The organism is Candidatus Edwardsbacteria bacterium (assembly GCA_031082425.1).
Lineage (GTDB): Bacteria > Edwardsbacteria > AC1 > AC1 > EtOH8 > UBA2226.
The window spans coordinates 117,109-137,440 of sequence record JAVHLB010000004.1; the positions used below are offsets into that span (position 1 = coordinate 117,109).

General features: G+C 54.2%; 20 protein-coding genes and 1 riboswitch. Of the genes, 5 read left to right on the plus strand and 15 right to left on the minus strand.

Features of this window, described 5'->3' with window-relative positions; all coding sequences use genetic code 11:
* Positions 1–157: 157 nt before the first annotated feature.
* From acsA to RDU76_05385, 13 genes are all read right to left on the minus strand, one after another.
* Positions 158–1,858: an acetate--CoA ligase gene (acsA, locus tag RDU76_05325; protein MDQ7798349.1), complete on the minus strand. Its 1,701-nt coding sequence runs from the start codon at positions 1,856–1,858 to the stop codon at positions 158–160.
* Between the two features lie 11 nt (positions 1,859–1,869).
* Positions 1,870–2,235: a holo-ACP synthase gene (gene acpS, locus RDU76_05330; GenBank protein MDQ7798350.1), complete on the minus strand. Its 366-nt coding sequence runs from the start codon at positions 2,233–2,235 to the stop codon at positions 1,870–1,872.
* A gap of 335 nt (positions 2,236–2,570) precedes the next feature.
* A complete protein-coding gene (locus RDU76_05335; protein MDQ7798351.1) occupies positions 2,571–3,158 on the minus strand; it encodes an acetate uptake transporter in 588 nt (195 codons plus the stop codon).
* Positions 3,159–3,497: 339 nt separating this feature from the next.
* Positions 3,498–3,866, minus strand: coding sequence for a hypothetical protein (locus RDU76_05340; GenBank protein ID MDQ7798352.1), 369 nt, complete (start codon positions 3,864–3,866; stop codon positions 3,498–3,500).
* 127 nt (positions 3,867–3,993) lie between these two features.
* Entirely contained in the window at positions 3,994–4,359 is a 366-nt protein-coding gene (locus RDU76_05345) for a hypothetical protein (GenBank protein ID MDQ7798353.1), read from the minus strand.
* Complete coding sequence (locus RDU76_05350) at positions 4,352–4,639, minus strand: hypothetical protein (protein MDQ7798354.1); 288 nt, start codon at positions 4,637–4,639, stop codon at positions 4,352–4,354. Before RDU76_05350 ends, RDU76_05345 begins: the two co-directional genes overlap by 8 nt.
* A gap of 259 nt (positions 4,640–4,898) precedes the next feature.
* Positions 4,899–6,014: an alcohol dehydrogenase catalytic domain-containing protein gene (locus tag RDU76_05355; protein MDQ7798355.1), complete on the minus strand. Its 1,116-nt coding sequence runs from the start codon at positions 6,012–6,014 to the stop codon at positions 4,899–4,901.
* Positions 6,015–6,055: 41 nt separating this feature from the next.
* Complete coding sequence (locus RDU76_05360; protein MDQ7798356.1) at positions 6,056–7,216, minus strand: tetratricopeptide repeat protein; 1,161 nt, start codon at positions 7,214–7,216, stop codon at positions 6,056–6,058.
* Positions 7,217–7,236: 20 nt separating this feature from the next.
* Positions 7,237–7,686 carry a D-aminoacyl-tRNA deacylase gene (dtd, locus tag RDU76_05365; GenBank protein ID MDQ7798357.1) on the minus strand — a complete coding sequence of 150 codons (450 nt, stop codon included), beginning with the start codon at positions 7,684–7,686 and terminating at the stop codon, positions 7,237–7,239.
* A 63-nt stretch (positions 7,687–7,749) separates the two neighbouring features.
* Positions 7,750–10,281, minus strand: a complete 2,532-nt coding sequence (locus tag RDU76_05370) for an aldehyde ferredoxin oxidoreductase C-terminal domain-containing protein (GenBank protein MDQ7798358.1) — start codon at positions 10,279–10,281, stop codon at positions 7,750–7,752.
* A gap of 104 nt (positions 10,282–10,385) precedes the next feature.
* Entirely contained in the window at positions 10,386–10,769 is a 384-nt protein-coding gene (locus tag RDU76_05375; protein ID MDQ7798359.1) for a 4Fe-4S binding protein, read from the minus strand.
* A gap of 135 nt (positions 10,770–10,904) precedes the next feature.
* Positions 10,905–11,480, minus strand: a complete 576-nt coding sequence (locus RDU76_05380; GenBank protein ID MDQ7798360.1) for a hypothetical protein — start codon at positions 11,478–11,480, stop codon at positions 10,905–10,907.
* Between the two features lie 12 nt (positions 11,481–11,492).
* Complete coding sequence (locus RDU76_05385) at positions 11,493–12,104, minus strand: hypothetical protein (GenBank protein MDQ7798361.1); 612 nt, start codon at positions 12,102–12,104, stop codon at positions 11,493–11,495.
* Positions 12,105–12,269: 165 nt separating this feature from the next.
* Here RDU76_05385 and RDU76_05390 point away from each other — a divergent pair, with 165 nt between their 5' ends.
* Positions 12,270–13,451 (plus strand): pyridoxal phosphate-dependent aminotransferase family protein, encoded by a 1,182-nt coding sequence (locus tag RDU76_05390; protein MDQ7798362.1) that lies wholly within the window; start codon positions 12,270–12,272, stop codon positions 13,449–13,451.
* A gap of 92 nt (positions 13,452–13,543) precedes the next feature.
* Positions 13,544–13,656, plus strand: a riboswitch (SAM riboswitch).
* Between the two features lie 97 nt (positions 13,657–13,753).
* Here RDU76_05390 and RDU76_05395 read toward each other — a convergent pair.
* A complete protein-coding gene (locus tag RDU76_05395; GenBank protein ID MDQ7798363.1) occupies positions 13,754–14,203 on the minus strand; it encodes a hypothetical protein in 450 nt (149 codons plus the stop codon).
* On the opposite strand from RDU76_05395, the gene RDU76_05400 reads away from it, so the two are divergent.
* Genes RDU76_05400 through RDU76_05415 form a run of 4 tightly spaced genes read left to right on the plus strand, consistent with a single transcriptional unit; the run spans position 14,186 to position 19,502 of the window.
* Positions 14,186–15,148: a methylenetetrahydrofolate reductase gene (locus tag RDU76_05400; GenBank protein ID MDQ7798364.1), complete on the plus strand. Its 963-nt coding sequence runs from the start codon at positions 14,186–14,188 to the stop codon at positions 15,146–15,148. The two genes, RDU76_05395 and RDU76_05400, sit on opposite strands and share 18 nt — an antisense overlap.
* The gene (locus tag RDU76_05405; GenBank protein MDQ7798365.1) at positions 15,145–18,393 is read left to right on the plus strand and encodes a homocysteine S-methyltransferase family protein; all 3,249 of its coding nucleotides are present in this window, start codon (positions 15,145–15,147) and stop codon (positions 18,391–18,393) included. Before RDU76_05400 ends, RDU76_05405 begins: the two co-directional genes overlap by 4 nt.
* A gap of 56 nt (positions 18,394–18,449) precedes the next feature.
* Positions 18,450–18,980 (plus strand): ferritin family protein, encoded by a 531-nt coding sequence (locus tag RDU76_05410; GenBank protein MDQ7798366.1) that lies wholly within the window; start codon positions 18,450–18,452, stop codon positions 18,978–18,980.
* Positions 18,981–18,998: 18 nt separating this feature from the next.
* Positions 18,999–19,502, plus strand: a complete 504-nt coding sequence (locus tag RDU76_05415) for a ferritin family protein (GenBank protein ID MDQ7798367.1) — start codon at positions 18,999–19,001, stop codon at positions 19,500–19,502.
* 57 nt (positions 19,503–19,559) lie between these two features.
* Here the strand turns inward: RDU76_05415 and tpiA are convergent, their stop codons facing one another.
* Positions 19,560–20,309, minus strand: coding sequence for a triose-phosphate isomerase (tpiA, locus tag RDU76_05420; protein MDQ7798368.1), 750 nt, complete (start codon positions 20,307–20,309; stop codon positions 19,560–19,562).
* Between the last annotated feature and the right edge of the window lie 23 nt (positions 20,310–20,332).

The window sequence follows — 20,332 nt, forward strand, 5'->3', positions numbered from 1 at the left end:
GAATGACCCTGGCCTGAATTATTTTCGCGCTTTTTAGCGTGTTTCGCGGGAGGGTTTCCTTTGCCCACTAAAAGAACTAAAAAAGAACTAAAAATTCTAAAATAAATTTGAACCAAGAATTTTTCGTGTTCTTTAGTGTATTTCGTGGGGAAGGTTCCTAGTCGTTTTCCAGGGTCGAGATATCTCCGATCTCCTCGCCCCACTCCTTGGCCCGCAGCATCCGGCGCATGATCTTTCCGCTCCGGGTCTTGGGCATCGAGGCCATGAACTCTATCTCCTGTGGCATGGCCAGCGGCGACAGCTTCTTGCGGATGAAGTTCATGATGTCCATCTCCAGGTCGCTGGAAGGCTCGAAGCCCGGCTTGAGGGCGATGAAGGCCTTGACCACCTCCATGTTCAGGGGGTCGGGCTTGCCCACCGCGGCCGACTCGGCCACCGCCGGGTGCTCCAGCAATGCCGACTCGATCTCGAACGGACCCACCAGGTGGCCGGCGGTGTTGATGACATCGTCATCGCGGCCCACGAACCAGTAGTAACCGTCGGCATCTATGCTGGAGCGGTCGCCCGAGAGGTACCAGCCGTTCTTGAACTTGCCGTCGTAGGTCTCCTGGTTGTTCCAGTAGGCCCGCATCATGGAGGGCCAGCCGGGCCGGAAGGCTATCAGCCCCACGGTGCCGGGCTTGTCCACCGGCTCGAAGGTCTTGGGGTTGACCACGCTGGCGGTGATGCCGGGGAAGGGCTTGCCCATGGAGCCGGGCTTGACCTTCATCCCGGGATAGTTGCAGATCATCATGGCCCCGGTCTCGGTCTGCCAGAAGGTGTCGTAGAATGGCTGGCCGAAGGCTTTCTCCGACCAGATCACGGCCTCGGCGTTGAGCGGCTCGCCCACGCTGCACAGGTGGCGCAGGGAGGAGGTGTCGTGCTTTTTGACCGCCTCCACCCCTTCCTTCATCAGCATCCGGATGGCGGTGGGGGCCGAGTACCACATGGTGACCTTCATCCGCTCGATGAAGGCGTACCAGTTCTGGGCGCTGAAGCCGGCGTCCAGCACCACCTGGGTGACCCCGTTGGCCCAGGGCCCGATGATGCCGTAGGAGGTGCCGGTGACCCAGCCGGGATCGGCGGTGCACCAGTAGATGTCGTCGTCCTTAAGGTCCAGCACCCACTTGGCGGTGATGTACTGGGCCACCAGGGAATTGTGGACGTGCTGGGCCCCCTTGGGCTTTCCGGTGGTTCCCGAGGTATAGTGCAGCACCGACGGGGTCTCCCGCTCGACCTTGACAATGTCGAACTTTTCCACCCGGGGCAGCTTTTCCATGGCAAAGGCGGCCTCGCCGGCGTTGAGCGGCTTGTCATCGGCGTCAACGATGATGATGGTGGCCAGCTCCGGCAGGTCCTTGCGGATCCGGCGCACCTTGCCCGCATGTTTTCTGGTGGTCAGCACCGCCCTGGTCTTGGCGTCGTCCAGCCTGGTGATCAGCGATTCTTCGCCGAAGGCCGAGAACAGGGGCTGGGCTATGGCCCCCATCTTCAAGATCCCCAGGAAGCAGATATACAGTTCGGGGATCTTGTCCATGAACAGGCAGACCCGGTCGCCCGGCTTGACCCCCTGGTCCTGGAGGAATTTGGCGGTGGTGTTGCTGTAGGCCCGGATGTCGTCATAGGTGTACTTCTTGACTTCGCCGGTGAATCCCTCCCAGATCAGGGCCGGCTTTGAGCCCAGGCCCCTTTCGCAGATCCGGTCGCTGCAGTAATAACCGATGTTGTACTGCCCGTTCTTCCCGTACTCCAGCTCCTGTTCCGATATCTTCCAATCGAAATTTTTATAACGCTCCTCGTATGACCCTATGTTGCTCATGCCGATCTCTCCTACTTGTTTATATTTTCAATTATTACATAGGCTACTGCGTATTCACCGGTCTCCGATACCGAGACATGGATGGAATGGCCGCCTACATCCGGCAGGAATTCTAGCAGCCGGCCGGAGAGGCTCACCCGGATATCCTCTGTCACCCGGATATCATGCCAGTAAGACCCCCGGCTGAGGCCGCACCCCAGGGCTTTCAGGGTGGATTCCTTGACGGCGAACAGCGAGGCATAGAACAGGTCCCGGTTCATCTTGGGAGCGCGGGACAGTTCATCGGATGAGAGGAACTGAGCTAAAAATTCCTCCTTATCCTTGAGCTTTTTGAACCGTTCCACGGCCACGATGTCGGCCCCGATGCCAAGAACCATCTTACTCAAATCCTAAGCGAAATTCCAAGCCCTAAACAATGTCTAAATGCGAAGGGATAATTCCCAAAACTGTTTTGAGTTTGGGATCTCGGTATTTGCGCCTGTTTAGTATTTAGGGATTAGCCTTTAGATATCATTCCCCCTGCTCCTGGGGCGACTGTGGCCGGAAAAGTATAGCATCTGTGGATTTCAAAGTCAATGCGCATTTAACCTGCCACGCCAGACAGATAGAGTGACTACTGGGCACCAAACCACAGAAGCACTGAAAAAATGAATCCACGAAAATATCTAAATATTATCCCCTGTTACTTTTCGAAAATTCCGTGTTTCCGTGGTTAAGCGGCTTTCACCGGGCCCAGCGGCAGCACTACTTTCCCGTGCATCTCATTATAGACCTGGGCGATGGCGGCATACATGGCCGAAGCGCCGCAGATGATGCCTTCATATCCGGCGATCTTCATTATGCCTGCATTGCCGGTGGCCTTGCCGGCCGCCAGCAGGAAGAACAAGATGACCAGCGTTCCGAATACGAACTGCAGGGCCTTGTTCAGCCTTAAGGTGCCGATGAACAGCAGCAACGAAAAGAATCCCCAGACGAAGAGAAAGCTGGCCCACGAGGCCGGGGACGGGGCCTCGGTCCAACCCAGCTTGGGCATTACCATCAGGCCCACCAGGGTTATCCAGAAGGCGCCGTAGGAGGTGAAGGCCACCGTGCCGAAGGTGTTGCCCTTCTTCCATTCCATGATGCCGACTATCAGCTGAGTGATGCCGCCGTAGAACAGGCCCATGGCCAGAATGGCGCTGTCCAGGCCGAAGAACCCGGCATTGTGGAGGTTCAAAAGGATGGTGGTCATGCCGAAACCCATCAGGCCCAGCGGTGCGGGATTGGCGGTGGTATCCTGGATCTTGGTGGCGTTGTCCATTCAGTTTCTCCCAAGAAGTTTGGTTTTATGGTTTTATGTTGTCGGTGATTTTACCATTCGGGGACGCAGACTTCAACGTTGGCTCAGTCGAACGATAAACGCAGATCGTTATATTTTTAATTAAATTTTATCCTGTTGATCTGCGTGAATCCGCGTCCAAAATAAAGGGCTGCCTGGTTTTAAAAAACCCGCCGAACACGCGAAAATCATCGTTAAGATGAGAATGAATATACGGTTTTCGTGTATCAGGCGGATCAGATATATCCGTTAACGGCTATAATGATACCAAAAATCACCTGCTTTATGCAATACGAAAAGAACCTTTCTTTTGCATCGTTTTTATTTAGATGTGCCCCTGCCCGACCGGCAGATGACGCAGTTGCAGAATCCGTGATAGATGGCGCAGACACCGCCGAACAGGCAGAACAGCCCCCAGAACAGGGGCAGGCCCAGGATATGGGCCAGGTCCGGCTTGGCATGGGGCAGCAGGTAGATGCCGTAGGTGATCAGGAAGCATCCGCTGGTGACGATGATATGGCCCATTATGATCGTGGCCCTCCGCCCGCCCCGCCAGCCCAGGTAGACCAGGGAAAAACCGATGACCAGCGGGATGAACTTGGCCGGGTTCTCACTGGCGATGATGCCCCAGGCCCCGAAGGCGGCCAGCAGGATGCCCAGGGTAAAGCTTATCGGCGATTTGATCTTCATGATTATAAACCTTTATAATTATATAACATACGTTATGGTAACAAAATTTAATAACTGCTCAATAAGTGTAACAAAAAAGCGCCCTAAACTCACAGGACGCTTATGATTATTACATTATAGTAACCCCTTAAAAAGCAGCATCACCAATTATATCATCCAATATTTTATCTAATCCATATTGTTTTTCTTGTATAATAAGATATAAATTAGAAAAGGATTCGTACGCTTCCCTTGTTTTTATTTCACTTGTCTTATATGTTATAAAATCAATTGATTCCCAATCTCCCCCGTCTATCGCAGAAAGTTCATAGATATCAAATTCCCCTGGATAAAAATGCAAAATATAGTCGTTTGTTTGCTTAACGATGGACCAATAGTATTTACCATCGTATACAAAATAATATTCTTCTTGATTTATATTTGATTTTACAACCGTACCAATTTTATCGGGCCGTGATACCATAGCATTTATTGCAGTTATTATTTTACTCATGATCGCCTCCTACTAAATGACCTATATCGTCAATGGATATAAATTTTAATTGTTCCCGTATTTGTGATACTATTGCCCTTTTTTGCGGTTCGGTTATTTGTTTTTTCCCATTTATAATAGAGTTGATTTTTTTGATAATTTGAACAAATCGTTTATACAAATATGGATTACCATTTAATTGCCCAATAATTTCACTAAAAACATTTATTGCTTCTCTTTTACCAGAATCCTCATCAGCATTTATATCATTAAGGCGATCAAGTTTTCTATTTATTTCCAAGACCACTATCTGCGAAGAAAAATTTAATAAAACCTGAATTGCGGATTTAATAGTTTTTCTTTTTGTCCAAAAAATATAAATCCCGATCAGCGATATTATTATCGTAAATAGGTCAGATAGAAGTGTCGTATATTGTGAGACTGTATCCATCAATAAATTATAAATAGTTTGTATGTCTTGTACTGAATAATAGCAGATATAAATTCATTATGCAACAAAAAAGGCATAAAATTATTTATGCCTTTTTATACTTAATTACCTATTTTATCTCCATTCTCTTCCTGGCCGCCTCCAGCTCCTTGGGATCCGGGAACAGCACCGCCTTGCCGCACTGTCTTGGGTTTCCCATGGCCGCGTCAAAGCCCTTGGCATAGTCCTTGAGCTCGAACAGATGTGTGACGATGGGCTTGATGTCTATCCGCCCCGAGGCCAGGAAGTTCTTGACCCGGTACCAGGTGTCGAACATCTTGCGGCCGGAGATGCCGTTGATGGTGATGCCCCGGAACACGATGCCGTTGGTATAGTCCACCGGCAGCGGCGAGATGTTAGGCACCCCAAAGGCGCTGTAGCGGCCGCCCTTGCGGATCGCCTTCATCCCCTCCTCGATGGCCGAGGGCGCACCCACCATGTCCAGCACGATGTCGGTGCCGTAGCCTCCGGTGTGATCCCGGATGAACTCCAGTCTGTTGACGGTCTTGTCGCTGATGTTCAAAATATGGTCGGCTCCCATGATCTTGGCGATGTTCAGGGCGAACTCCGACATCCCGACCACAAAGATCTGGGTGAGCCCCGAGGCCCGGGCCAGTCCCACCGAGAACAGCGCGGTGGGGCCGTCCCCGAAGATGGCCACGCTCTTGCCGGCCACGTCGGCGGTCTCGCCCAGCAGGGCGTAGCAGGCGTTGCCCATCGGCTCCTGGACCGCGGCCAGCTCCGGCGGAATGCTCTTGTCGTTGACCCAGCAGACCGATTCCGGCAGGGAGAAGTACTCGGCAAAACAGCCGTTGTGGTCCACCCCCAGTATCTTCATCCGCTCGCCGATGTGCAGCTGACCCAGCATGGCCTGCAGGTCGCCGGGATCGTAGATGTGGGTCTCGGCCGAGATGTAATCACCCACCTTGATCCGCTTGCAGTGCGACCCCACCTCCACCACCTCGCCGGCCACCTCGTGGCCCAGGATCTGGGGAAGGTTTTTCGACCCGATCCGGTCCTGGGACCATTTGTTCCATTCGTAAATGTGGACGTCGGTGCCGCAGATGGAGGTGGCCAGAACCTTGACCTTCACCCAGTCGGGCTTCGGCTCCGGGATCTCGACCTCCTGCCACTCCGCCCCCAGCTGGGGCCTGGTCTTGACCACCGCCTTCATTTTTTGAGGCATGAAATGAACTCCTTGATTGTATATTTTATTGTTTTTGGTGGTCAGCTTATGCCGGAAAGGGTCCGGGCTATTTCCGAATCCACCGCTGCCTGGTCGGCACCCTGCTCCAAGGCCACCCGGGCATAATTCTGGGCCGCCTGCCGGGCCGATTCCATCTGGCCCAGACGGGAATAACATTCCATGAGATAGGCCCAGCTGTCCTTCAGTTCCAGTGGCAGGTTCCCGGCCTGGGCCAGTTCTATCCCCTTTTTGATATCGGCAATCCCTGCCAAGGTCCCGTCCCTGAAGACCCTGGTCCTGCCCAGACAACTGTAACCCCGGGAAAGAAAAGACGACTCTTTAATCTTTTGCGACAGTTCGATCAGCCTTAGTAAGCAGGCCTCGGCCCGATCGTATTCCCCGGCGGCAAAATGGAATAATCCTGCCTCGCCGTCCCGGTAGGCCCACAGGTGAGAATCAGTGATTTTACGTTCCTTCATGATCTGATCGGTCTGGCGGAGCTGCTCCCTGGCCCCGTTATAATCACGTTCATCGGTCAGGATCCCGACCTGCATCAACAGATTGTTGATTATGCCGCGGTAGTCCTGCACCACCTGACGCAAGGCCAGCGAACGGTTCAGCAAGTCCTTGGCCTGGGCGGTGTCCTTGAGAGCCAGCACTATCTGTCCCATGGAATACAGCACATGGGCGGTACGGAAGAGGTCGTTTTGCCGTTCGAAACATTCCAGGGCCTGCCGGTATAACTCAAGCGCCCTGGTGTAATTGCCCTGAATGTTATGGATATTTGCCAGATTATTCCGGACGATCCCCACCGATGTTTCCATTTCCATTTTTTGATATTGGTCCAGGGCCCGTAGGAACGAATGCTCGGCCATTTCAAAACTGCAGCACCGCAAGTGAATGTTTCCCGCTGTATTCCAGGCGCTGGCCAGAATTTCGGCGTGCTCCGCTCCGCCCTCCGATATTACCGCCCGGGTCAGTTCCAAACCTTCATCGAGTTTGCCCCAGAGATAGTAAAGAGATGCCTTTTCGGATAAGGCCCTATGTTTCAAATTTCCCTGCTCGAACCTTTCGGCCAGGCCTATTGCCCTGTCCAGCCGCGATTCCGCCTCCGGATAGTCAACCAAAAGTTTAAGGACCAAAGAGCTGTTTACCAATAGTTTTACTACTTCTTCGGCAGTTATTTTGATTCTGACTCGCATCTGCTTGATTGATATATGGCTCAGCAAATATCCCGGGAATCTATGATGACGGTCACCGGGCCGTCGTTGTTGATGCTGACCAGCATCCTGGCGCCGAACACCCCGGCCTGCACCTCTATACCGGAAGACTTAAAAGCATCAATAAGTCTTTGATAAAGCGATTGGGCTTTTTCCGGAGCGGCCGCATCGGTGAAGGAGGGGCGCCTGCCCTTTCGGCAGTCGGCATACAGAGTGAACTGGGAGACCAGCAGGATGCCTCCCCTGACATCCTGCAGGGAAAGGTTCATCTTTCCGGCATCATCCTCGAACACTCGAAGATTTACCGCCTTTTCGGCCAGCCTGGCGATGACCGTCCCGTCGTCCAGATGTGAAAATCCGGCCAGGATAACTAGACCCTGGCCGATCTTCCCGGTAAGATTATTTTCGACGGTTACCGAAGCCGAAGAAACGCGCTGTATGACCAGTCGCATGATTTCACAAACTTAAATATAAAAAATCAAATACAAAAACCCAAGTCAGTTGATAAAAGCCCACTACTTCTTGGAATTTTTCACCGGCTTCCTGGCGGCTGCTTTTTTAACGGCCTTTTTAACCTTCGCCTTTATTTTTCTGATGATCCTCGTGGCCGCTTTTTTCTTGGCAATGACCTTTTTAGCCGGCTTCTTTTTCACCTGAATCTTTTTGATCGTTTTGACCTTCTTGGGGGATGGCTTGGTTTTTTTGACCGCTGCTTTTTTATTTTTGGTCTTTGGTTTAAGATTTTTTGCAGAAGCCTTCTTTTTAATCTTTGATTTTTTATTTTCCTTCGGCTCGGCCTTCTTTGTAGCCACATAGGCCGTCCGGACCTCTTTGACCTCCGCCTCCGACAGGTGCGGCAGCACCGTGGCCACCACCTCCGGAAAATCTATGCCGTTGCGCTTTAAAGTCTCCAGGGTGGGGATCCCGTTGGAGGTCCAGCCCCGCCGCCGGTATACCGCATCCACCAGTTTTTGATAACGGTCCTCCCGGTATTTGCGGTGCAGGGCCATTTTCTCCTCGATGGACTTTCCGGCCGGATCTATGTTCATCCATTCCTTGACTTGCTTGTCGTAGCGTTCCTGGCGGGACTCATATTCCTCCCTGGTGACCGGACCCATGGCCCGGTAGGGCGGCTGGTCGTATTTCCGGGTTCCCTTGCCCATCCGCAGGTCGAACACCCGCTGGAACTGGTAGACCCGTTCCGACATCTTGATGATCTCCTCCTTGGTGATCTCCCGGCCGGTGACGCCCGAGAACAGGTCGACATAGTTCTGGACATGCTCCGGCACCTTGGCCGCGTCCATGGGGGCGTTCTTGGTGCGGTTGTCGCCCGGCTCGATGTCGTTCCAGGGCAGCTTGCACAGGCCGTTCAGCCCGAACCAGGTGCGGAACATGGGGAAATAATACAGGGCCTCGGCCTTGTCCTCGAAGCTGGGGATCTGGTTGTTGACCATGTCCATGAAGATCACCCAGGCCTCGTCGTGCTGGGGCCCCTTGTTGGTCAGGTAGTAGCCGCCCTGCTGGGCCAGCGATTCCTTGGACATGTATTCCGACTGCTCCAGCCCCTTGCCCTCCAGGCCGATGTCGTTGAGGAAGGCGTAGTCCCCCCAGCCCTGGTCGGAGAATATCTTCTTCATCCGCTGCACCCCCTGACCGGCGATCAGACCAAAGCCCTCGCCCCGGGCCATCTGGTGCATCAGCTCCAATTGGGATTCCCCCTTGCCCCAGCTCATGTCCAGCCCGCCGGTGCGTTCAGGCGTCAGGATGCCCCTCTGCCAGCACTCCATGATGAAGCCGGTGATGGTGCCGAAGCTGATGGTGTCGATGCCGTAGGTGTCGCAGTAGAAGTTGCATTCGATGACCCACAGAGGATCGAATATCCCGCAGTTGGAGCCGCAGCCGGCCGCGGTCTCGTATTCCGGCCCGTCCACCACCACCTTGTGTCCTTTATAGGGGCCGGTGCGCAGGGCGAACTCGTCCACCCCGTGGGCGCAGGCCATGGAACAGCCGTACCAGCAGCCATCCGGGATGCCCTGGGTGAACTGTTTGATCCACGTCGTCTTGTCTATGTTCTTGGTGTCGGGATGGCTGCCGTACTGGAAATTCATCACCGGCAGCAGGTCGTAGGCATCCATCACGCTGACGATGTTGGTGGTGCCCACCTTGCGCATGGTGCACATCTTGTCGTCGAAATCGTGCATCTCCTTGTGCAGTTTGACCCCGGCCCGCTGGATCCGCCCCAGGTCGGCCGGATGATTCATGTCGCCCTTGACCTGCGGCCCGTGAACGACCAGGGCCTTGAGACCTTTGTCGCGGAACACCGTGCCGATCCCTCCCCGTCCGGCCTGCTTCAGCCTGGTCACCTTGCGCCGCATGTCGTAATAGGAGAAGTTCAGGCAGCCGATCAGGCTGTGGGCCGCGGCGGCCCCGGCGCTGACCACCGAAACGTTGCGCAGGTCGGCCTCATCCGAGGCGTACTGGTGGGTGAACTGTTCGGCCGCCACGTGGGAGTCCAGGGATTCCCGGGGCGCGGTCTCGATGGTGACCTTTCCCTTGACCCCGTCGATGACCACGATCACGTCCTCTTTGGCCTTGCCCTGGATCTCCAGGGCGTCGAAGCCGGAGAACTTTAACAGCGGTCCGAAGTAGCCGCCCACGTTGGAATCGATGGGGATGTTGGTGATGGGCGACAGGGCCACCACCAGGGACTTGCCGGCCCCCGGGTACTGGGTGATGCCGCAGATCGGGCCGGGCGAGATGATGATGTCGTTCTCCGGGTCGTTCCACTTGGTGGTGGGCTTGATGGCGTCCCACAGGTATTTCAGGCCGAAGCCCCGCCCGCCGGTGAAGGTCTTTTTCATATCCTCGCCGATCTTCTTCTCGGTGAACTTCAAAGTGCTCAGATCGATGTGCAGGGAGCGGTTGTTGTAGCCCTTTTGCGGCAGGCTGGGGGTGAAAACATACTCGGCCAGCACTTTATGGGCTGCCTTCATCGTTTCGATGCCCTCGGTGTATCTGGTATATTCAAAGACCTTGTTCTCGTCCATGGTTCTCTCCTCGTTATCTGTTGGGGCAATTCATGAATTGCCCTTACTGGTTGTTGGGGCCGGTATACCGGCCCATACGCTACCGGACGGGGTATATCGCGTCCCTACCGTTCCGCTATCTCCAGCGCTTTCTCCGGGCAGGCCCTGGCGCAGATCCCGCAGGCCACGCACTTGAAGGGTTCCCGCTGATCGGGGTGGGTGCGCATGGACAGGGTGGGGCAGTAGCCCACGCACATCAGGCAGCCCACGCACAGCTTCTTGTCCAGCATCACCACGCCCTGGCTGTTGCGCTTGAGGGCCAGCACCGGGCAGACCGCAATGCACTCGCCGCACTGGTTGCAGACGTTGATCTCGAAGCCGCTGTCGGTCTGTTTGACCCTGATGGCCGATTTTCCCGGGTCCTCAACCTTGAAAAAGGCTTTGGAACAGGACTTTTCGCAGGCCTTGATCCCCTTGCACAGGGATGGATTGGTCTTCAGATACTTCATACCCGCATCCTTTATATTTTTAATGTTTTATTATTGGCCCGAGGGGTAATTTTAGCACCTATAAAAGTCAAAATCAAGGATAAAAAGGACAAATAAAAAAGGAGCGGCAACTCCGCTCCCTGAAATGACTTGCGCTTATGGCGTTTTTGCCGTATCCGGCAACTCTTCGGAGAAAATATAATACGCCGCTGTTGAGGTTATGGGAGCGAAGGCAAATGTGATTAGGGTTGGATTTTCATTGAATCTGGAACTATTAGAAAATAACACTGTGGGCCCAGCCACTGTCAATACCGGTAAAACCGTTCCTGCCAAAGCATGCCAATATGAGCCTTTTCTATACTTTCTGCCAATTATGTATGTGCCCATACTGCATCCGAAAATGGCACCAGATCCGCCGCCAACAATAACAGCACCTATAGGATCCCCCAATAAGCACCATCCAATACCCAGACCTGCAAGAAATCCGCCGCCACTACATAATGCACTACTAAGTGTGGTTTTAAAGATCGATGACTTTTTAGGTTGACTTTTTCTATGTGCCGGATTTTCGCTGTTAAACATTTTGCTTGGGCTAATCTGCGAATCAATGGCCGTATCCGTCTGGGCATACTGCCGGCTGAACAGCTCGGCATTTCTCAAGGTGGTCACCGGCTGGGTAAATGCGACTGTTGCAAAAGTTGACAAACCAAATAGCAATAAATATCTTCCCATTAAATTCATCCACTATTTTTGTTTTGCCGTATCCGGCAATTCTTCGGAGAAAATATAATAAGCCGCTGTAACCGACAAGGGCGCCAGGGCATACGGCAATGCAGCTAAAGTTGCCGATCTTTTCGAACTGTATAAATCCTTTGCAATTTGCCCGGCTATCATGTTATGGATAAAAGTTGCTCCCAAGGCAACCCAAAAAGATCCTTTTTTATACTTGCGGCCCGAAAGGTGTACACCATAGCTACAGCCCAAAGCGCCGCCCGTTAATAGTCCTATGCCGGTAAAGGCGGCCGTTGCTAAGCCGTAAAATTCCTCTCCGGGTTCCATCTCCAAAGCTCTCCCGATCCCATATCCTATAGTGCCAAAGGCTGTTGCCCCTATAGCCATGCCCGCATATCCGCTCCCGATGGTCCTAAGCCTGCCCCTTGGTACGCCTTTGTTTTCTTTTGCTACAAATGAAAAATTACTGTTATCCATCGAGATATTGTGAATTGCAGGATCTGTCTGGGCATACTGCCGGCTGAACAGCTCGGCATTTCTCAAGGTGGTCACCGGCTGGGCCTGGGCGGGCAGTGAGACAACTGCGAAAAGCAAGCCGCATAAAACGGAAACCGATATTCTCATGGATTCATCCTCAGGATCATTTTATAGTTTACATGATATTACAGCACTATATTGCTTGTCAATAAAATAATCTGTGCCCCTGCCTTGCCGGGGCTTAAAATGCTTGCCATAACAATGCCGTTTCGTGTATAATTAAACGTCACTAAAATTACTCAAGGAAGCAAAATGGATATATTCAAAAAATGTTACGATTTTAAAGAGGCCCAGCTGGCCCGCCAGGCCGGGCTGTACCCTTATTTCCACCCCCTGTCCTCGGCCCAGGAGCCGGAGGTGATAATAGACGGCCAGAAGATGATTATGATCGGCTCCAACAACTATCTGGGACTGACCACTCATCCCCGGGTCAAGGAGGCGGCCATCAGGGCCATCGAAAAATTCGGCACCGGCTGCACCGGCTCCCGGTTTTTGACCGGCACCCTGGACATGCACAATGAGCTGGAGGCCAAGCTGGCCAAATTCCTCAATAAGCCGGCGGCCCTGGTGTTCTCCACCGGCATGCAGACCAACCTGGGCGTCATCTCCTGCCTGGGCACCAAGGATGACATTCTGATCACCGACAAGTTCGACCATGCCTCAATATTGGACGGCTGCCGGCTATCATACTCCATGATGCGCCGCTTCCAGCACAACGATATGGAGAGCCTGGAAAGACTGCTGAAAGGGCTGGACCATCATAAGGGCAAGATGATCATCGTGGACGGCATCTACAGCATGGAGGGCGACATCGCCAACCTGCCGGAGCTGGTCCGCCTGGGCAAGAAATACAACGCCCGGGTGCTGGTGGACGACGCCCACGGCCTGGGAGTGCTGGGAAAGCACGGCCGGGGCACCGCCGAGCATTTCGGCCTGGAGAAAGAGACCGATCTGATGATGGGCACTTTCTCCAAGAGTTTTGCCGCCATCGGCGGAGTGGTGGCCGGCGATTTCGAGGTGGTGGATTACGTCAAGCATTTCGCCCGCAGCATGATCTTCTCGGCCGCCCTGCCGCCGGCGTTGACCGCCGCCGTCTCGGCCGCAGTGGACGTTTTGCAGGACGAGCCGGAGCTGCTGACCAAACTGTGGCGCAACGCCGACAGGATGCTGGCCGGCTTCAAGGAGATGGGCTACGACACCGGGGTGGCCTGCACCCCCATCATCCCGCTGATGATCGGTTCGCGCGAGAAGGCCTTCGCCCTGTGGAAGCACCTGATGGCTCACGGCGTCTTCGCCAATCCGGTGATGTCCCCGGCGGTGCCCGAAGGCCGGGAGATGATCCGCACCAGTTTTTCGGCCGCCCACACCGAGGCCCAGCTGGACAAGGTGCTGGAGGAGTTCCGCACCGCCGGCAAGGAACTGGGTCTGATCTGAATATCTCTTGGTTATTTTGGAGGGCGCCCTGGCGCCCTCTTTTGCTTTAGGCTTGACAAACAAAACTATTTTTGTTAATATCCCAATTGACATTATCATCAAGAGAGGTGGAGGGACAGGCCCGGTGAAGCCTCAGCAACCTGCGGATGAAAGATTCCACAAGGTGCTAATTCCTGGAGTGATGCACAATCACTGAAGATGAAACAGAGGTTTAAAGACCCTTTTCTGAAGTGCATTCGCTCCAGAAAAGGGTTTTTGTTTTAAGGCATCCAGATTGCCTTCTTGAGTCCATCGAATGAAACTCATCGTTGTGTAACTCCCGGCGGGCTCCGAATAAAAATCCAACCCCGGTCTTTGTTGCGTTGTCTGGATGCCAGATTGGGAAAGTCTGATAGTTCTGCGGCCAGCTCCAGGGTCGCATCAGCGCTGTTGCTTGGCAAAAGCTGCCGTGAAAAATGTTTTGCCTGCGAGTGCCCTGTTTCGTGGTCAAGACATTTAGGCAGCAGGATATCATAAACTTCCGGGCAACGGTGCAGCGACAGTTCTTCCGCCACCGCAGGTAAATCCATATAGGCGGATCCGCCTTTGGCGTGACTTTGTAGCTTTCTCTTCAAAGAGAAAGCGGGGGAAAGGCTAACGTGACTTACCGGGCCAACATACTTTGGAAACAATATACAGATCAACCTACGCATTTCTTTAAAATCAGAATATTCACTACTAATAAGAGAACTTACATGCACGTAACCCAGCATCTGGAACAGCGAAAGAAGACCCTGGTCTCACTGGAGATCACCCCGCCCGAGAAGGGCCACAGCATCCAGGTGATCTACGATGCCATCGACCGGCTGATGCCCTACAACCCCTCCTTCATCAATGTCACCTACCACCAGCAGCGGATCGTCTACGAGGAGGTGAACGGCGTCATCGTCAAGATACCCAAACGCAAGAAGCCCGGCACGGTGGGCATCTGCACCGCCCTGGCCAACCGCTACCGGGTGGAGACGGTGCCCCACCTGATCTGCGGGGGATTCAACCGTTACGAGACCGAGGATGCCTTGATCGACCTGCAGTACCTGGGCTTCGAGAACCTGTTCGTCATCCGGGGCGACCCCCCGCCCGATTACAAGGGCTTTCTCCCTGAGCCTGAGGGGCACCACCATGCCTGCCAGCTGGTGGAGCAGATTTCGCAGCTGAACCGGGGCCAGTATCTGGAGAACCTGGACGACGCCATCCCCACCAATTTCTGCGTGGGCGTGGCCGGGTATCCCGAAAAGCATTACGAGGCCCCCAACCTGGCCGATGACATCCGGAACCTCAGGGCCAAGGTGGACAAGGGCGCTTCGTATATATTGACCCAGATGGTGTTCTCGGCCGACCTCTTCGAGTCGTTCGTCAAAAAGGCCCGGGAGGCCGGCATAACCGTGCCCATCATCCCCGGCATCAAGGTGATGGTCAACCGGGACCAGCTGACCAGCATCCCCAGGGATTTCTACGTCTCCTTGCCGGAAAAACTGGTGGACACCATCAAGCAACATGACGACAAGGCCGCGGCCCGCCAGGCCGGGATCGATTTCACCGCCCGGCTCTGCCAGGACCTGATCGATCTGGATGTCCCCTGCCTTCACTTTTACACCCTGGGCAAGACCTCCGCCACCGCCGAGGTGATGAAACAGCTCAAGGAGAAAGGCCTGATATGAGCGCCCACCCGGACATTCTGCAACAGGCCCAACAGCGGATATTGATATTCGACGGAGCCATGGGAACCTATCTCAAGGAGCTGGGGATTACTGCAGATGATTATAATGATCATCCCGGCTGCAACGAATATCTGGCGGTCAGCCGGCCCGACCTGATAAGCCGGGTCCACCGTGATTACCTGTCAGCCGGAGCCGATATCATTGAGACGGATACTTTCGGCGGGGCTCCGCATATCCTGGCCGAGCACGGCCTGGCAGAACAGGCATTCGACATGAACAAAACAGCCGCTTCACTGGCCCGCCGGGCCGCCGACGAATTCTCCGGACCCCAGAAGCCAAGATTCGTGGCCGGCTCGATGGGGCCGGGTTCCAAGATCCCCAGCCTGGGTCAGGTCGGTTTTGATGGCCTGAAGAAAAGCTATGCTATCCAGGCCGAAGGCCTGCTGGCCGGGGGAGTTGATTGTTTTCTGGTGGAGACCTGCCAGGACATCCTCCAGGCCAAGGCCGCAGTTGCCGCGACCAGAGAGGTCCAGGCAAAAATATCTTTGACAAAACCGGTCCTGGTCCAGTTCACCATCGACCAGAGCGGACGCACCCTTACCGGCAGCGATATTTCAGCCCTTATGGCTTCGATGGAGAACTGGGAGATCGATGCCATCGGGCTCAACTGCAGCCTGGGGCCCGAAGGACTGGCCGAGGCGGTCTATTATCTGGGCCATAACTCGTCGAAGCTGCTCTCACTGGCTCCCAATGCCGGTCTGCCCAGGATGAAGAACGGGCAATTGTATTATGACCTGGGGCCGGAGCAGTTCACCCGCAGCATGGAGGACTTCGCCCGGAACCCTGGTTTGAATTTCGCCGGGGGCTGCTGCGGCACCGGTCCCAAACATATAAAATTGCTGGCCGAAAGGCTCAAGGATATCTCTCCCCGCCGGCCGGCAAAAATGGCCGCCCGCCTCTCCTCGCTATATCAGTCGCAGGAGATCGCGGTGTTCCCCAAGCCCCTGCTGATCGGCGAACGCACCAATGCCTCGGGGAGCAAGGTCTTCCGCGAACTTTTGGAGAAGAATGATTTTCAGGGGATGACGGACTTGGCCTGCTCGCAGGAGCATGAAGGGGCCCATGCTATAGACCTTTCGCTGGCCCGGCCCGGCCGGGATGAGGCTGACGATTACCGCCGCCTGGGCCCTCTGCTGAACACCCGCTGCCGCCTGCCGGTGATGATCGACTCCACCGACCCTGAAGCCGTAGAGGCAGCCTTGAAGAATCTCTCCGGGCGCTCCATCATAAACTCTGTCAATCTGGAGGACGGCGGGGCCAAGGCCCGAAAGATCCTGGCCCTGTGCCGGCGATACGGGGCCGCCTTGGTCTGCCTGACCATCGACGAAAAAGGCATGGCCCATACCGCCGCCCGGAAAGTGGCCATAGCCAGGCGGCTGGCCTCCCTATCCCTGAAGCATGGCCTTTTCCACCAGGATCTTTTCTTCGATACCCTTACCTTTACCCTGGGCAGCGGCGACCGGTCGCTCAGCCGGGCCGGGCTGGAATCGCTGGAGGCCATCGCAGAACTGAAAAGAATCTTCCCCGACTCCTTCACCGTCCTGGGTGTCAGCAATATCTCCTATGGGCTGCCCCCGGAGGCCCGGAAAGCCCTTAATTCGGTATTCCTGCAAAGGGCCATAACCGCCGGGCTGGATGCCGCCATTATCCATCCGGGGAAAATAATGCCCCTTAATCGGATCCCCCGCCAAGCGGTGGAGTTATGCGACGACCTTATCTTTGACCGCCGCACAGGACAATCAATCCCGCTGGAACAGATGTTGAACTATTTTTCCGGCAAGCCTGAATCGATGAAGCCCAAAACAAAACCCCGGAAATTGACGCCCCGGAAACAGCTTCAGCAAAATATTATCAGGGGCGAAGAAAGGGACCTCGAGGATGATATCAGCTTTCTGCTGAAGGATCACGATCCGGTGATGATCATCGACCGGATATTGCTGCCGGCCATGGACCGGGTGGGAAAGCTTTTCGGCCGCGGCGAGCTGCAGCTGCCTTTTGTGCTGCGATCGGCCGAAGTGATGCAGAAAGCGGTGGATATCCTTAAGCCCCATCTCAAGGGTCGCAAAACATCCCGCACCGGGACCATTGTGATCGCTACGGTCCGGGGCGACATCCATGACATCGGCAAGAACCTGGCGGGCTTGATCCTGGCCGCCAACGGCTATAAAGTGGTCGACCTGGGCGTCAGGCAGACGGCCGAGGACATTCTTTTGGCGGTCAGGAGGCATAAGCCGATGGCCATTGGCCTTTCCGGTCTGCTGGTGGAATCGGCCCGGGCCATGTCGGAATATCTGGAGGTCTTCTCCGGGTCCGGATTGACCATTCCGGTGCTGTGCGGCGGAGCGGCATTGAATGAGTCTTTCGTAAAGAAAGAGCTTCAGCCCCGCTATCAGGGCAAGGTTTTCTTTGCCGGGGACGCCATGGCCGGCCTTAAGATAGTGCAATCGCTGGATAAAGAACAGGCCGGCAGCAACGAAATATCCAAAACCAAATCCCGAAGGATGCCAAAAGACAGTATAACGGTGGTCAAAAGGATCCCCCTGGCCGAACTGCTGGGTCTGTTGGATAAAAAAACGTTATTCGAAAAACGCTGGCAGATGGTGTCAAAGATGTCCCGTGACAAAAAAAAGGAGCTACAGCTTGTCGAAGCCCAAAAAAACTTTGACCTTCTGGTTAATGGCTGCTTGCGGGGAGAAATCTTTGAACCCAAGATGATTTACGGTGTTTTTAAGGCTAAGTGGGACAAGCCGGTTATAAAATTACAGTTTCTAAAAGGGGCAAAACCCCTGGAACTGATTTTCTCGGCCAAATTTGCAGACAGAATGATGGGAAATAACAATGGCCGGGATTTCACAGTGGGATTGCAGGTGGTTACCCTGGGAAATAAGCTCAAAAGGGAATTTGCCCGGCTGAAAAAACAAAATAAGATCCGGGAACAGTTTTTGTTGTACGGCCTGTCGGCCGAACTGACCGAGGCCCTGGCCAAATGGGCCCAGGAAAAGACTCAGAGGGCGATGGGGCTTGCTGGATCCAAAAGACTCAGCCCCGGCTATCCGGTATGGCCGTCCCTTTCGGAACAGAAAAAGGTATTTCGTCTGTTAAAACCCCAACGGATCGGCATCAGGCTTTCCCCCGCCTGGCAGATGGATCCGGAATTCTCCACCAGCGCCATGGTGATAAAATAGCTTGCATCTGCCTTTTTTTAGGGGTAAAATGTCTGCAAATATTAGAAAGGACTTTTATGAGCATTACGGCATCCTCCGATCAAGCCATCACAGCCCTTAACAAGGCCATCAAGGGCGAGAAGACCGGGCTGGAAAGCTATTTGAAATTCGCCCGCAGCACCAGGTCGCAGTCGGGCAAGGATATGTTCATACGCCTGGCCCAGGACGAATTCGGGCACATGGAGCTTCTGGAGAAGGAGCGAAACCGTCTTCAACAGGGTAAAAAATGGATGGGCATCGATATCGCCCCCTCCGACATCGAGGAGGTGGTCCCCAAGCTTTCCTCCCAGCAGGACAGAATCAAGGCCGAACAGGGCACCTCGGATGATCTCACCGCCCTGAATATCGCATTGGACCTGGAACGCAAGGCAGCCGATTTTTACATGCGCCAGGGCAATAGGGAGACCGATGTCACCGCCAAGCAGATATTTTTCCGGCTGGCCGAGATGGAGGAATCCCATTACAATCTGATCCAGGCCGAGATCGACAGCATCAATGACATAGGTTTCTGGTTCGGGGTCAGGGAATTCTCTTTGGAATCAAATTAAACCATAAGGAGCACCATCATGGACCAGACCATCGAAATGCTCAAACTGGCCATCCTGGCCGAACAGGACGGTTATCATCACTATCTGACCGCTTCGGCCATCACCACCGACAAAAAAGCCCAAGAGGTTTTCAAAGCTTTGGCCCGGGACGAGGAACTGCACCGCAAGACCCTGCTGGACGGGATCGCCTCCTACGGCCGGGACAAGAAATGGAGCTTGGCCGCTATAGACGGCAGATCGAAGGTATCCGCCGCCGGACCCAGCCCCATATTTTCGGCGGATTTCGTCAAGCGCATCAAGGACAAGCATTATGAGATGTCGGCCCTGTCCATCGGAATACTGCTGGAGCAGAATTCTATAGATTTTTATTCCAAGATGAAAAGCAGGGCCAAAAATGCCAAGCTTAAAACCCTGCTGTCCGTTCTGATAGCCTGGGAGAAAAAACACCTGGAGGCGCTGGTCAAGCAACAGAAGTTATTTATGAGCGCCTACTGGGAAGAGGCCCGTTTCCAGCCGTTTTAGGCTAAAATATCACAAGCCCGGATCCTGCGATCCGGGCTTTTCTGTTGGGCGGTGATCTTAAAATTTTATGATCCTGGCAAAAGATTCTGCCTCCAGGCTGGCGCCGCCCACCAGGGCTCCGTCGATATCATCCTGGGCCATCAGTTCGGCTGTGTTGTCCGGCTTGACGCTGCCGCCGTATTGTATCCTTATCTGCTCGGCTATTTCGCTTCCCCACAGCCCGGCCAGCAGGTCGCGGATATACCGGTGAGCCTCCTGGGCCTGCTCCTTGGTTGCCGTGACCCCGGTGCCGATGGCCCACACCGGCTCGTAGGCCATGACCAGCCTTTCCGGGTCGGTTGCTGATATCTCCTGCAGGCCGTGCAGCACCTGGCGTTTCAGCACATCGAAGGTTTGTTCCTTCTGGCGCTCCTGCAGGGTCTCCCCGATGCAGAAGATGGGGATCAGCCCTGAGGATAGGACTTTTTTGATCTTCTTGTTGATCAGGGCATCATCCTCGGCAAAATACTGCCGCCTCTCGGAATGCCCTATGATCACAAATTTGCATCCGGCATCGATAAGAAAGGCCGTGGATATCTCGCCGGTAAAGGCGCCTTTATCCTCGAAATGGCAGTTCTGGGCGCCCAATTCAACATTAGATCCTTTTATTGCTTCAGCCACAGCCACCAAGGCCGTAAAAGGCGGACACAGCACTATTTGAACCTTTTCAACCTTTTGAGCCTTTTGAACAATGCCTTCCGCCAAAGCTTTGGCCTCGGACATATTTTTGTGCATTTTCCAGTTTCCGGCAATTATGGGTTTGCGCATTCTATCTCCTTTTATGATCAAAT